Origin of the sequence: Oxynema mangrovii CENA135 (assembly GCF_016632315.1) — a bacterium.
Classification (GTDB): Bacteria; Cyanobacteriota; Cyanobacteriia; order Cyanobacteriales; family Laspinemataceae; genus Oxynema; species Oxynema aestuarii.
This window is the reverse complement of the sequence record NZ_JAEOXH010000002.1, coordinates 575,441-589,710: the sequence shown is the minus strand read 5'-3', so window position 1 is coordinate 589,710 and position 14,270 is coordinate 575,441. Positions and strand designations below refer to the sequence as shown.

General features: G+C 53.2%; 7 protein-coding genes. 4 read left to right on the top strand and 3 right to left on the bottom strand.

Annotated features, from left to right (window positions below; all coding sequences use genetic code 11):
- Both JJD41_RS16235 and JJD41_RS16230 read right to left on the bottom strand, forming a co-directional pair.
- Positions 1 to 2,456 (bottom strand): calcium-binding protein (locus JJD41_RS16235; protein ID WP_200668353.1); only part of this gene is annotated, 2,456 nt, incomplete at its 3' end.
- 1,535 nt (positions 2,457 to 3,991) lie between these two features.
- Complete coding sequence (locus JJD41_RS16230) at positions 3,992 to 6,067, bottom strand: FAD-dependent oxidoreductase (RefSeq protein ID WP_200669236.1); 2,076 nt, start codon at positions 6,065 to 6,067, stop codon at positions 3,992 to 3,994.
- Between the two features lie 363 nt (positions 6,068 to 6,430).
- On the opposite strand from JJD41_RS16230, the gene JJD41_RS16225 reads away from it, so the two are divergent.
- Entirely contained in the window at positions 6,431 to 9,388 is a 2,958-nt protein-coding gene (locus JJD41_RS16225; RefSeq protein ID WP_200668351.1) for a PAS domain S-box protein, read from the top strand.
- Here JJD41_RS16225 and JJD41_RS16220 read toward each other — a convergent pair.
- Entirely contained in the window at positions 9,330 to 9,839 is a 510-nt protein-coding gene (locus JJD41_RS16220) for an MgtC/SapB family protein (RefSeq protein WP_168571021.1), read from the bottom strand. The genes JJD41_RS16225 and JJD41_RS16220 overlap by 59 nt on opposite strands.
- Positions 9,840 to 10,047: 208 nt before the next feature.
- Here JJD41_RS16220 and JJD41_RS16215 point away from each other — a divergent pair, with 208 nt between their 5' ends.
- The 3 genes from JJD41_RS16215 (at position 10,048) to JJD41_RS16205 (ending at position 14,209) form a co-directional block, all read left to right on the top strand.
- Positions 10,048 to 10,296, top strand: a complete 249-nt coding sequence (locus JJD41_RS16215; RefSeq protein WP_200668349.1) for a DUF1830 domain-containing protein — start codon at positions 10,048 to 10,050, stop codon at positions 10,294 to 10,296.
- Positions 10,297 to 10,837: 541 nt separating this feature from the next.
- Positions 10,838 to 11,770 (top strand): Hpt domain-containing protein, encoded by a 933-nt coding sequence (locus tag JJD41_RS16210; protein WP_200668346.1) that lies wholly within the window; start codon positions 10,838 to 10,840, stop codon positions 11,768 to 11,770.
- A 192-nt stretch (positions 11,771 to 11,962) separates the two neighbouring features.
- The gene (locus tag JJD41_RS16205; protein WP_200668336.1) at positions 11,963 to 14,209 is read left to right on the top strand and encodes an APC family permease; all 2,247 of its coding nucleotides are present in this window, start codon (positions 11,963 to 11,965) and stop codon (positions 14,207 to 14,209) included.
- The last annotated feature ends 61 nt before the right edge of the window (positions 14,210 to 14,270 follow it).

The following is a 14,270-nucleotide window of genomic DNA, read 5'->3' as shown; positions in this document are numbered from 1 at the left end:
CCTTCGGCACCCGTGGTGGTGTCGTCGCCTTCGGCACCCGTGGTGGTGTCGTCGCCTTCGGCACCCGTGGTGGTGTCGTCGCCTTCGGCACCCGTGGTGGTGTCGTCACCTTCGGCACCCGTGGTGGTGTCGTCGCCTTCAGCACCCGTGGTGGTGTCATCGCCTTCAGCACCGTCATCGGAATCGTCGTCACCTTCGCCACCAATCATGGTGTCGTCATAGTCGGCACCGTCACCGATGAGGATGTCATCATTGTCGCCACCGATTAAGGTGTCATCTCCGGAACCGCCGACCAGAATATCTTTGTCTTTGCTTCCTTCAAGCAAGTCATCGCCGCCGTTACCGAAGATGACTTCGCTACCGACTAAGGTTTCTCCTTCAGCCGAACCGAACAGAGCCGATTCAAAGTCGATTTCGAGATCGTCAATTTCGACTTTGTACTCTTCTTCTTCAATATCATCATCCGGCTTGGAGGCAATCAAACCTTCAAACTGACCGACTAAGAAGTAGTGTTCGAGGACAGTAGAGAACTCGCCACTGGCAATCAGTTGTTCGACTTCCGGATTCAGCTTCAGGTAGAGTTCTTCGTTGAATTCTTCACTGGCGGAGATACCTTGTTTAACACCCACCGAGATGAAGTGCTTGTAAACCAGTTGGAATTTTTGCGAAGCAGTCGCACCTTCGGGAATTTCGAGTTCAAGTTCGGGATTTTCCGCAACTTGTTCGGCGTTTTCGCTGATGAAGGCTTCGAGCTTCGCTAAGTATTGCTCGACATTGAAGAAAGGAATCGGGCTGCCAACTTCGCCGCCGTCATCATCACCTTCATCGTCATCCGATCCTTGAGATCCGCTTTGAGTGAAGGCTAAGAAAGCTTCAAAGGCACTGGAGAACTTGCCACTGGCAATGGCATCTTCAACTTCCGGATTGCTATCGAGGAAGAATTCGACGTTGAAGAAAGGAGTCGGGACTAAGCCTTGAGAGATTCCTTCTTTCAGGAAGAATTCGCGAACGCTGCTGAACTCGGCACCTTCGCCAATCCGGGCGAGGATCTCTTGACTCAACTGAGAGCTGAAGAATTCTTCGTTAAACAGTCCGCTTTCTTCTAAGGCACTGTCAACATCGACGTCAGGTTCTTCGGGTTCTGGGGGTTCGGGGATTTCGATGTCCGGAGGATTGGGAACGTCGGGCAGATCGTCGGGATTGGCGCTGTCTTCAATATCCCCACCGTCGGCATCGTCGCCGTCATCATCGGCGTCAGCACCATCGGCGTCGTCACCGTCATCATTGGCGTCAGCACCATCGGCGTCAGCACCGTCATCGATGTTGTCGCCACCTTCACCACCAACGGCGCCGTCATCGGAATCTTCCCCGGCGATGTTGTCGGAATCATCTTCATCCTCATCGCTGTCGGGGTCGGCACTGGCCAAGCGACCTTCTTCTAATCCAAATTGCAGGAAGTGGAGGAAGGCACTGAAGATCGAGCCTTGTTGAAGGGCTTCGGCAATGTCGCTATTGTTGTTGATGTAGGAGATCGCGCTAAATTCGCTGCTGAAAACGCGAGCTTCAAAAATCCCGAATTGGAAGAAGTGAGCGGCACCGCTTTCAAACTGACCGCTAGCAACAGCTTCTTGAACGTCAGTGTTGCTGGCGAGATATTCGTCTTCTTTGAAGAAGCGGCTGAATCCACGACGTTCTTTGCGACCGTGTTTCAGGAAGTGAGCGAAGGAACTGACGAACTCGCCACGGTTGACAGCTTGGGCAACGTCAATATTTTGTTCTTCGTAGTAGCTCGCTTCAAAGCCAACTAAAACGGTGCGTTGCTCTTTGTAGCCAAATTTGACGGCGTGTTCAAAACCACTGGAGAACTGTCCGGCTTCAATGGCGACGCGAACGTCTTCGTTGTACTGGAGATACAGTTCTTCATTAAAGCATTTAGAGAGAAACTCTTGGCTTTCGCCATCGAGACCGTCGGCGTCGTCCATGTCGTCGTCACCCATTTCGCCGCTCATGGCGTCGTCACCCATTTCGCCGTTCATGTCGTCGTCCATGTCGTCCATGTCGTCCATGTCGTCGTCCATGTCGTCCATGTTTTCAGTGACGGTGACTTCTCCTTCGGGAGCTTCTTGTCCTTCTTCAGGAACAACGGTAGTGGTGACGTCTCCTTCCTCACCAACATCATCCCCGGCATCGTCACCGACGACGTCATCTTCAGAGACGCTATCGTCGGTACTGTCATCGGCGACACCCGTGGTGACGGCTAATTCTTCGTCGGTTAAGCCTTCTTGAGGGGGAACGACTTCTCCTTCGGTTTCTGCAACGGGTTCGTCTACTGCGGTTGCCGTTGCTTCACCTTCGACGATGGGTTCTTCGGTCGCCGGGGCTTCTTCTTCGACCACAACAGGTTGTTCTTGTTGTTGTTCTTGTTCTTGTTGTTGTTGTTGTTCGAGTTCGTCCATTCCAATTCTCCTGGGTTATTTTTCGATCGCGAAAACTTGTTGGGAACACAAACCACCCCATGACGTTGACGAACGCCTGTTTGAGATGGATGATAACCGTGCTAGTTTCCGTGGCTAGCTAGTCGATGTAAAAATCTAGAATTTCTGGGTTGAGTGGCGACCCGATGGGGCGATTGCCAGATTGCTTGTTTCGATGACGCTCTCAAAATGTTAACCCCCTTTTAGCACTGAAGTTTATTTTCTAAGGGAACTGGTGTTGCGTATTGAGTCAGGTGGATTCAATTGGAAGTTGTGCAGTCGGTTTGGATGGGACTCGATGGACTCAGTTAAGCGGAACCAGTTTCATAGTCTACTACTTAGAAATTCTCAAAAACAGTAGGGTTTTTAGTTCGATATGGCTTGAGAGCGAATGGATTTGAAAGTTTTATCGTGTAGTTGCCACTTCGGGCGCTTACCCATTTTCTACTTTCACTCCATCCCATTCATCGGTCATCGATAATCTCAACCACCCATCATTTCATAATCCTCAACCTGTGAATATTAGGTTATAGATGAACCCTGCCAGACAAGTTATTGTTAACTTGTTGTTGCTCGGTCGTATGGTAGCGAGATCGTCGAACTCCGTTCGATCGATTGATTCCAATCGCGGGGGGTTCTCCAGACCTCAAGCTCAAGGCTTTACTAAAGCTAGAGACTACAACCAAATTGTTTGGGTTCCCAAAGGAGGTGCTAAAAATGCGACCTGCGTTGATAGACCACGGCTTGTTTGGGTTTGTTCCCCACTCAAAAGATTTTTTTTTAGAAATTTGTTGGCGAGTTGCCCGATCGCCTATCCGGCGCAATCGTCCGTATCTTCTATGCAGGCGATCGCGGTTCAAGTCTACCTTAAGGCACTTTTCAGGCGCTCCATTTCGTGCTTTCGCCCGTCGGACAGCCCGGTAATTTCAACCGTACACTCAGCAAAAAAATGACCGATCGCCCCGGCGATCGCGCCTTCATTCTTATTAACTTAGGAATTATCTTTTCAGGAAAAGTAAAATTTAAATTCCGTAATTCTTCGGGGGGAGTTTCGGGAATTACTCAACTTTTTTGAATTTCAAAAAAATCCTTAAAATTAACTTTTCTGAATTTTGATGAATTGACAAATTTGACAACCGTAGAAACACTGAATTTTGGAGTAATGAAAGATAACGATCGCAAAAAACCTGCATGGAGAGATCGGCTTTTCGATCGCGCCGTCCGGTCGTCTCCTGCTGTCCTTCGGCTCGTAGTGAGGCTGGGACTCGGCAGGTCGAGAGCGTGTCCGACCCCCTATAGGGCAGAATACCCAAATTCGCCGACAAGTTTAAAGCCGTCGCCAAAAAAATAAGGCGACCCCGGAAAAGAGATCGCCCGTTGCCCGTCAACAGAGCCGTCAACAGAGCCATAAAATGCCAAAATAACGCTCAATACGAGGAAATCGAAGCCGCTCGGCGTTGCGATCGGCAATTTCACCGAAAAACAGCGTAAATTTACCGATCGCCTCCTTCAATCGCCTATTTCCAATCCTCCCAAGAATTATTGAAAATCGAAGTATTCGGGAACGCCGTCGGATTCCCCTGACGGTTCAACCGCCCTTGTAAAACCTCCAAGTCCGGTTCCTTATAGGGCAAGTCATCCACCAACTCGTAAGGCAATAAATCCTTTTCCAATAACAAATCTGCAGTAACCCCTGCAGCGACACCGACAGACCATTCAAACGAATGAACCCGATAGGCGGCGGCGGCAATGTGACTGGTAGCGATACTCTTCCCCGCCACCAACAAATTATCGATCTCTTGAGGAATCATCGACCGCAGGGGAATTTGGAACGGATAAGCCGTTCCGGCGCCCCGTCGTTCCCCTTCCCGTTCCGTATTGCCGGGAGCTTCCGGGGGACTCTCCGTCATGCAGGGATGAAAGTCGATCGCGTAGTGAGCAATCCCGACGGAATCGGGGAAAATCGTAGAACGCGATCGGGTCGGTATATTCTCCGTATCCGGTTGTTCCCGAATCGCTTCCAACGCATTCAATCCGGCGAGGGATTCCCACAAGCGACGATATTCGTCCGGTAGCAAATTCAAACGATAAAAATCCTCGCTGTAGTCGGCGCGAGAAATATCGATTTCCCAGACTGTAAACCCATTGGGATGACCCCAACCGGGACGACCGATAATCCGGCGACCTTCGCGCATGTAAGGATATTTCGACAAGCCGTGAGCCGTCGCCATCGGCGAGTCCAACCCCGCCAAATAGCGATGATTCGGGTGTTTCTCCTTCACGCCGTCGCCGAGTTGGGAATCCGTCGTCCCTTCCACCAGCCAATAAAAAAACCCTTTGGCGTGTTCTTCTCCCGCCGCGAGGGTTTCGACGCGCAAACCGCCCAACCAGCCGCCGGGTTCGAGTTGTCCGTTGGCTTCGAGTTGGTCGCGGGTGTAGATTAAATTATCGACAGAAGTCCCCGGGCGGTAGTCGTTGCCCCAGGTCCAGTTTTGCATGGAAATATCCCCCGGATTGATGGGATATTGGCGGACGTTTCCGGGCAGATTTTTAGTATATTTGGCGCTCCAGATGCGGCGGTAGGTGTAGACCAGGGTAAAGTTGGCGAGGCGTTCGAGTTCGTAGCTGTAGTAGGGGGCGTAGCGATCGTAAAAGGGCGGTTTTTCGTGTTCTTGGGGTTCCTCCGTCGCTTGCATGGCAAACGTATAGGTGAAGCCCTGAGTGCAGTAGGGATCGCCCGTTTCGCTGGCGGAGGAAGGCTCGAAGCGCGATCGCGGGTCGATTCCGAGGCGGTAGGGAATGTCGGCGAGGGCGACGATTTCTCCAGTTTCCGTGGCTTCGATGACGTACCAATCGGCTTTACGGGAGCCGCCGTTACTCGCGGGGGTGGGAACGAAGCGGACGATCGTTTTGTCGAACCGCTCGGAATCTTCGTAGCGGTAGGCGTCTTCGAGCTTTTGGGAGAGGGTTTCGGTGTTGAGCGGCGGCGCCCCTTCCGCAGCCCGATGTTGGATGCCGATGGCGGCGGTAATTTGGCGTCCGTTGCCGCGATCGAGGATTTCGAGATCTTTAATCACCGTGTTCGGATACCATTTAAGCTGACCTTTCCCGCGTTTGGCAGCTTCTTCGAGTTGTTCCATGAGCAACTTGTGGCCGTCTTCGGGAAGAAAGCACGATTCGCTCACCCAACACTGACCGGGGTTGAGTTTGCCGTAGTGGTCTTGAATGCGATCGCGAAATTCTAAATACCCGCGCGGGTAAAAGAGTTTCTGCCGTTGGGTGGGGCGTTCGTCGAGGGCCGAGGTTCCTTGAGAGGAAATTTGGCCGCCCACCCAGTCGGTAATCTCGGTCATGCAAACGGTTCGTCCGGCGAGGAGGGCTTCGTAAGCAGTTCCCGATCCGGCCAATCCGCCACCGATAATCAAAATTTCGCACGTTTCTTCGAGATCGGGCGATCGCGGTGGGGTGGCACCGACTCCAGTGGCGAAGGGAGCCAGTTGCACGAGGCTCAAGAGCAAGCTCAATAAGGATCGGCGTTTCGAGATGCGCGGTAAACTTCCGGATGGCAATCGCTGCGGTTGACGCTGGATCATTTCCAAATGTGTTCGTCGGTAAAAAACAATCGATTTTGTTCGGGGATCGCCGAGTTCGCCAAGAACGATGACAATTCCCCCGTTCTCAATCATCGACTATACGCACCGACTGCGAACCGATCGGGCAAAGAAATCGATCGCGGTTGGCATAAGCGAAACCTATTGTATGGGTCGAAAAGCGACGATCGCGACGGTCGGCCAACGAAAAACCTGTCACACTGGTAAATGAGCGGTGGCCTGTCAAGTTCCGTGAGGGTGCTATTGCGATCGCCGCTTGCGATTGCAATACTTTCTACCAAGATCCCACACTCTCCCAATCTAACCCTAACCCAAGCTTCAAGCGAAAGAGGACTTCACGGTATCGTGCAATTTCCATCTCAACCTTCCCCCCGACCTTCGAGCAACTCTCCCGAAGCGCAATCGGTTCCGTCTTGCTCGCGCGATTGTGGCGCCGACTCGGAGGATCTGTTTGCCAGTTTGCTGGTCAATTTGCCGGGGGCCGTTTACCGTCGTGCGGCAGGATCCGGCTGGCCCGTACAGTATATCAGCGAGGGCATCGAAGCGATTTCCGGCTATCCGCGATCGGCGTTTACGGGCGATCGCCCCCGCACTCTGTGCAGTCTGATTCACCCCGAGGATCGCAGGCACGTCCGGGGGGCGATCGAAGGGGCGATCGCCGCCCAAACCTCGTTTGACGTCAAATATCGCCTGATCCGTGTCGATGGCGCTACCCGTTGGGTTCGCGAACGCGGTCGCCCAATTTTTGACAGCCAACAAACCCCCTGCTACCTCGACGGGGCGATTTTGGATATTGGCGAAACCCAAGCGGCGCGAGAGGTTCAGCGCGAAAGCGAGGAAACTTGCCGTCTGCTGGTCGAACATATTAAAGATTACGCCCTCGTGCGTCTCGATCGCCGGGGCCGGGTCGTCAGTTGGAATCTCGGCGCCCAAAATATTCTCGGCTACCAACCGGAGGAAATTTTCGGGCGACATTTCAGTTGTTTCTACCCTCCCGCCGAAGTTACCCGCGATCGCGCCAACCAGAAACTCGACCGTTGCGCTACTGACGGACGCCTGGAAGAACGAGGCTGGCAACTTCGCAAAGATGGCTCTCGTTTTTGGGCGGAAGTCAGTTTTTCCCCGTTATTCGACGCGGCGGGGCAACTGTGCGGTTTTTGCCAAGTCACTTGCGATCGCACGGAACGCAAAACCAGCGAAGACGCTTTGCACAAGGCTCACGCGGATATGGTCAACCTCCTCGACAATCTCAACGAAGCCTTTTTTAGTTTGGATTGGCAATTGCGCTTTACCTACATCAACAACCCGGCGGAATTGCTGCTGGAGCGATCGCGCCAAACCTTATTGGGTCAGCCGATTTCCGTGGTCTTTCTCGACCGCGTCGAATCCTTCGCCACCCAACTCCAAGCTTGCTTGGTCGAGCACGTCCCGGTCACCTTCGAGACCCGCGATCGCTTTGCGGATCGCTGGTGGGAGGTGCGCGCTTATCCCTCGGCATCGGGAATTTCCGTGTTTTTAAGCGATATCGGGGAGCGCAAAGCGGCGATCGACGCCCTCAAACACAGTGAAGAACTCTATCGCACCCTCGCTCGCAATTTCCCCAACGGGAGTGTCGCGTTATTCGATCGCGACCTGCACTATACCCTCGCCGAAGGCACCGAACTCGAACATTTCGGCAGGTCCGGCGATCGCTTCGTCGGATCGAGCCTCGATCGCGTCTGGCCCGCTTCTGTCGCCGAAATCCTCCACCCCTTGTACCGCAAAGCTCTCGACGGCGAACCGACGGAAATCGAAATCGCCGACGGCGATCGCGTCTACGCCATGCAGATCTTACCCGTCAAAAATGAGAGTGGCGAAATTTTTGCCGGAATGGCCGTGACTCAAAATATCACCGATCGCAAACAAGCCGAGGAGGAAAATCGCCGCCTGATCGAATCCCTCCAAAAAAGCGAAGCTCAAATGCGATCGATGGCGTCGTTACTCGCCGAAGCCGAAAAACTCGCCCACGTCGGCTGTTGGGAATTCGACCTCGAAACCGCAACCATGGCCTGGTCTGAGGAAATTTACCGCATTTTCAACCTCACCCCCGGCCCGCAGACGCCGACTTACGAGGACTATTTGCAGCAAATCCATCCCGACGATCGCGAGATGACCCAGCAGTTGCTCGACCGCGCGATCGCCGAATGCGAACCCTACGAATTCGACCAACGCCTCCTCACTGCTGACGGTTCGGTTAAATACCTCGCCGCCAAAGGCGAACCGATCCTCGACGAAAATGGTCGCGTCGTCAAATTGATCGGCAGCATTCTCGACATCACCGAACGCCAAAAAGCTCAAGAAGCGTTACAACAATCGGAAGCCGAACTCGAAAAACGGGCCCGGGAACTCGAACAAACCCTCAACGAACTGCGACGCACTCAAACCCAACTGATTCAAACCGAACGCATGTCCGGTTTGGGCCAGATGGTCGCCGGAATTGCCCACGAAATTAACAATCCGGTCAGTTTCGTCTACGGCAATATCGTTCACGCCAATTCTTATATCGAAGATATTTTTTATTTACTCGAACTCTACCGCCAGCACTATCCCCAACCCGTCCCGGAAATTGAAGAAGAAATTCAAGCGGTGGACCTCGAATTCGTCCGCGAAGACTTGCCCAAATTGGTGCGATCGATGCGCGTCGGCGCCGAACGCATTCGCGAAATCGTGCGCGGTTTACGCAATTTCTCCCGCTTGGACGAGGCGGACATGAAAGCGGTGGACATTCACGAGGGGATCGACAGTACGTTATTAATTCTGCAAAGCCGCTTGAAAGGTATCGGTCGCACTACCGAGGAGAGCGAAACGCCTTTTGTCGAAGTCGTGCGCGATTACGGCGATTTGCCCCCGGTCGATTGTTATGCCAGCGAACTCAATCAAGTCTTTCTCAATTTGCTCAATAACGCGATCGACGCCCTCGAACGCCAGCAACCGCCGCGTCAACTTCGCATCCGAACCTCGCGGGTCGATCCGCAAACGGACGACTTACCGGACGGCTCGACTTCGGATTGGGTGGAAATTCGGATCGCCGATAATGGGTTGGGGATTCCTCCGGAAATCCGCTCTCGTATTTTCGATCCTTTTTTCACGACCAAACCTGTCGGTAGCGGTACGGGTTTGGGCTTGTCGATCGGCTATCAGATTGTGGTCGAAAAGCACGGCGGTCAATTGATTTGTACGTCTGAGGTCGGCGAAGGCAGCGAGTTTATTGTTCGTTTACCCGTCCGTCAGGATTACGACGAGCCCGCTTTATTTGAAGATTAATCGGCCAGTGGAGGATCGATTCCGATTCGAGTCGCTTGACGATCCGCAGGATAAACCAGCAGATTAGGGCGCTGGTAAGGGCGATTTTCCACAAGCCGCAGCCGATCGCCGTTCCCAAGGCGGCGGATACCCAAATGGCGGCGGCGGAGGTCAAACCGCGTACTTTGCGATCGCGCAAGATCGTTCCGGCCCCAATAAAACCGACTCCGGAAATAATTCCACTCATGACTCGGGAGAGGGTTTCGGGATTTTGAACGGCTAAACCCAGTTGGATCGGCAGTAAGACGAATAAGCTGGAACCGAAACAGACGAGCATGTGGGTTCTCAGTCCGGCAGGTTTATTTTTGATTTCTCGTTCGCCGCCAATGAGAATACCGACAATCAGGGCCAGTCCCAATCTCAGGTAAAGGGATGGAGCATCAATGGGTTCGAGGGAGTAAAGCTCGGGCAATTTGTATCCTAGATCACATTCATGTCTTTAAATCCCAGTCTAGCGGCTTTGGGGAAGATCGCCTCCGCATTTCGAGGGCAACGGAGCAAAATGTAACAATAGTTACCAATATTTAGGGTGAAGTTCACCTAAATATGTCTTTTGATAGATGAATGCGCGGCGGATTATATACAAGAATAAACCGTCCCCAACGTTTGGTTTGCTCCTCGTGTCCTCACCCACTCGACCGCTATCACCCCCCCAAAACTCGGAAATTCTCTGCTATTATGTCAATCCGAGCGATCGCCTTCAAGTGCTTCGCAGTAGTTCGGATCGACGATGGCATTTCAAACGGATTATTTTTCCCGGCGAGCGCCTGTTTTTTAAAGCACCTTGTGGGGCTAGCGTTCGGATCGATCGCGGCCAAAATCAAACGGAAGTGTTAGGGTGCGATCGCCTCGAAGTTAGAGAACGGTAAATAATACTCATCTCTGGATTTAATCTATAGGTAATCCCTCTATCTCACATAAGACTGCGGGCTTTAGGTTCGTTTGCTAGAACGGAGAGCCACAAGTTCGCACTCGGGAATTATTAATTATCTAGAGATGGGACGAATTCCACAAAATACCGCGATCGCCTTGACTATACTTGTTTCTCTTCAAAAGTCACAAAAGCGATCGAAATCGCGATCGACAACAAACACAGATCTCCGACCCCCATCGATTAGAGTCTTCCTGTCTACGATGCGCCCGAAGCCCCAGATCGGATCGGCACCGAATCCACAACGGTCTCTTGTCATCGCTGGAGCGGGTTTGTGCTACAAATAATTCTATCAGCTAACCACTGACCAGATTGAGAGTGAACGTCAGGCTTGGCCGAGACCTCCAAATTCTGGGAACGGGATCGAACTTTGACCACCGGAGTTAGGCAGTTCCACCCAGAAACACCGAGCGACGGTCGGTGGTTGTGGGTGGGTACGAGGTAAGTAGACACCGATCGCCAGTTTGAGGAAAGTTGTCGTGGACGCCGATAAAAATCAACAAATTCTAGGGTATTTCATCGAAGAAGCTAAAGAACACCTAGAAACCTTAGAACGGGGGTTGCTCGACCTCAAAACGACCCTCCAAGACCCGGAACAAGTCAACGAAATGTTTCGCGCCGCTCACTCCGTTAAAGGGGGAGCGGCCATGTTAGGATTTAGCAGCATTCAGAAAACAGCCCACCGCCTCGAAGACAGTTTTAAAGTTCTCAAAGAACAACCCGTCGCCGTCGATCAAAAACTCGAATCCCTGTTTCTGAAAGGCTTTGACACCCTACAAGAATTACTCGAAAGCCTGCAAGGGCCGTTCGGTCTGCGGGAAGACGAAGCCGATAAAGTCGTCCAAAAGTCGGATCCGGTTTTTCAAGAACTACAAAATTACCTCAACAGCTTAGTCGGTGGGGGCGCCCCGGACGGCGGGGGCGACGGTGAGGCGGCATCGAAAAAGATGCCAGAAGATGCGGCCTTGGCGGCGATCGCCCTGTTGCGGCAAATGCTCGATCTATTCAGACAAGCAGAAGACGACAACAACCGCCAGCGTCTGAGAACCTTTTGCAATCAACTCGCCGAAATGCATTCCGATTTAGACGGGTGGCAGCAGTTAATCGCGATGGCGGACGCGGCGATCGCCCGCAGCGAAAATAACTACAAAACCTTAGCCCCGATCGTGATTAAAGAAATCAAACAAGCCACCGATTTAATCGCCTTGGACAAAACCGATCTGGTCGGTCCGAGTCCGGCTTTACTCGATTTAGCGGGAAAATCGGTCAAACCCGGGGTCACCCTCGCCGACAATCAAGCGATTATCGACCTCGAACCGAAAGCGGCGGCAAAAATCTTATTAAAAAATTTAAACAAACAGCAAGTGACCACCTTGGTCAAACTGCTCGTCAAAGCGGTGCAATCGAGTTAAAACCATCGGGAAATCGAGCGTTCGCGGGAGGGGAGTCAACGGGCGATCGTTCCGGGAAAGAACACTTTTCCCGGTAAAAACGGTCTAGATCTTGGCGATCTCCGCGCTTCGTGGAATGAGCTGGGGTAATCTGACAAGAACGGTCACATTACATCCCCTCCCATCGATTGTCCCGTTATTTTTGCATGACGTATGCCTAAAATTCCCTTTTTTGGCGGTTCCAAACCGAATAATCCGGTCAACCCGCCCAATACGAGCGGTAGTGGCTTGGGAACCTTTGGTGGCGTCTATACTCCGTCAATTCTGACGATTTTAGGCGTGATCATGTATTTGAGGTTTGGCTGGGTCGTCGGCAATGTCGGCTTAATCGGCACGCTGATTATCGTCAGTCTCTCGACCTCGATCACCTTTTTAACCTCCCTGTCCGTATCGGCGATCGCTACCGATCGCGTCGTCCGGACCGGAGGCGCCTACTACATGATCAGTCGCTCCCTGGGCATCGAAACCGGGGGCGCCGTCGGCATTCCCCTGTACTTCGCCCAAGCCCTCTCCGTCGCCCTCTACACCATCGGTTTTGCCGAAAGTATCGTCGAATCCTTTCCCGAATCCGACCTCAAATCGGTTCAACGCCTCATTGCCTTAGTCACCACTGTCGCCGTCGCCTTCTTGGCTCTCAAATCCGCCCGCACGGCGATCCGCGCCCAATACTTCATCATGGCGGCGATCGTCTTATCCCTGATTTCCTTCGCCTTCGGCCATCCCCTGGAAAACACCACGATCGAGATGTGGGGAGCCAAACCGGAAAATTCCGAGGATTTTTGGGTGGTTTTTGCCGTATTTTTCCCGGCAGTAACCGGAATTATGGCGGGAGTGAGCATGTCCGGGGACTTACGGGATCCGGCGCGATCGATTCCCATCGGTACCCTCGCCGCCGTCGGAACCGGATATGTCATCTATATGGGACTGCCGATTTTACTCGCCACGCGCGCCGACGCGATCACCTTGATTGAAAACCCCCTGATCATGAAACAGATGGCGTTTTGGGGCCCGGCGATTTCCTTGGGAGTGTGGGGCGCCACCCTATCGAGCGCCCTCGGCAGTATTCTCGGGGCGCCTCGGGTCATGCAAGCCCTCGCCCGCGACGGCATTTTACCGGGGTGGCTGCGGGTTCTCGGAACGGGTAAAGGTGCGGACGACGAGCCGTTTTACGCGACCTTAGTGACCTTGGGCATTGCAGTGGCGGCGGTTGCCGTCGGCGATCTCAATATCATCGCCCCAGTGCTGACCATGTTCTTTTTAACCACTTATTTAGTGTTGAACGTGGCGGCGGCGATCGAGGGATTTTTGCAAAGTCCGTCATTTCGTCCGGCGTTCCGGGTTCACTGGGCCTTGTCCTTGTTGGGGGCGATCGGGTGTATCGGCGTCATGTTGCTCATCGATCCGATCGCCACCGTCATCGCCGCTTTGATCGTCCTCGGCGTCTATCTCTGGTTGGAACGGCGCGAACTCGAAAGCGCTTGGGGAGATGTCCGACGCGGCTTGTGGATGGAAGTCGTTCGCACGGGGTTATTCAACCTCAGTCCGGTTCCCGATACCAAAAACTGGCGCCCTCACTTGCTCGTCCTCTCCGGCGCCCCCACCCGGCGCTGGGTGTTGGTCGAACTGGCTATGACCCTGACCCACAACCGAGGTATGGTGACCGTTTCTAGCGTGCTGCCCACGGGGGCTCGCGATGCCGCCCAACAGGCGGAATTAGAAACGACGATTCGCGAATATCTCGAACGTCGCGGCGTACAAGCTCTCGTGCGCGTGATTACGGCGCCCGATCCGTTTGTGGGCGCCCGACGGCTGATCGAAACTTACGGTCTCGGACCGCTCGTTCCCAATACGATTTTATTGGGGGATAGCGAGGAACCGTCCCGGCGCGATCGCTACTGCGAGACGATCTCCACCATCCACCAAGCCAAACGCAATGTGGTCATCCTACGGGAAAATGTCGAGCGCGGTTTCGGTCGTCGCCGTCGGATCGATGTCTGGTGGGGCGGTTTGCAAGCAAACGGCGGTTTAATGCTGATTTTGGCCTATTTGGTTCGTACCAGTGGCGAATGGCGCAACGCCCAAGTTCACCTAAAATTGGTCGTTCCCAACGCATCTGCCGCCCGCGATGCGGAACCGAACCTCAAGGCTTTAGTCGCCCAACTGCGGATCGGCGCCATCCCGCAAGTGATCGTCGCCGACGGCAAACCGTTTAACGAGATCTTGCACGAATCTTCGGCAAGTGCGGATTTAGTCTTTCTCGGCATGGCTTCCCCCGGAGAGCAGTTCACGGAATATTACGAAAATCTGCAAGTTAAAACCTCCGGCCTGCCGACGACGATTTTCGTGTTGGCCGCCCCAGACTTCGCTTTTGAGGAGGTTCTCACGGAGGGTACGACTTAAATCTCGCGATCGTCAAACAATTAAATACTGCATGTTTACACAAAAAAGGGATGGGATTTCC

Coding starts and splice junctions, on each gene's coding strand:
- JJD41_RS16230 (WP_200669236.1), bottom strand. CDS start 6,067: ATGATCCAGCGTCAACCGCAGCGATTGCCATCCGGAAGTTTACCGCGC.
- JJD41_RS16205 (WP_200668336.1), top strand. CDS start 11,963: ATGCCTAAAATTCCCTTTTTTGGCGGTTCCAAACCGAATAATCCGGTC.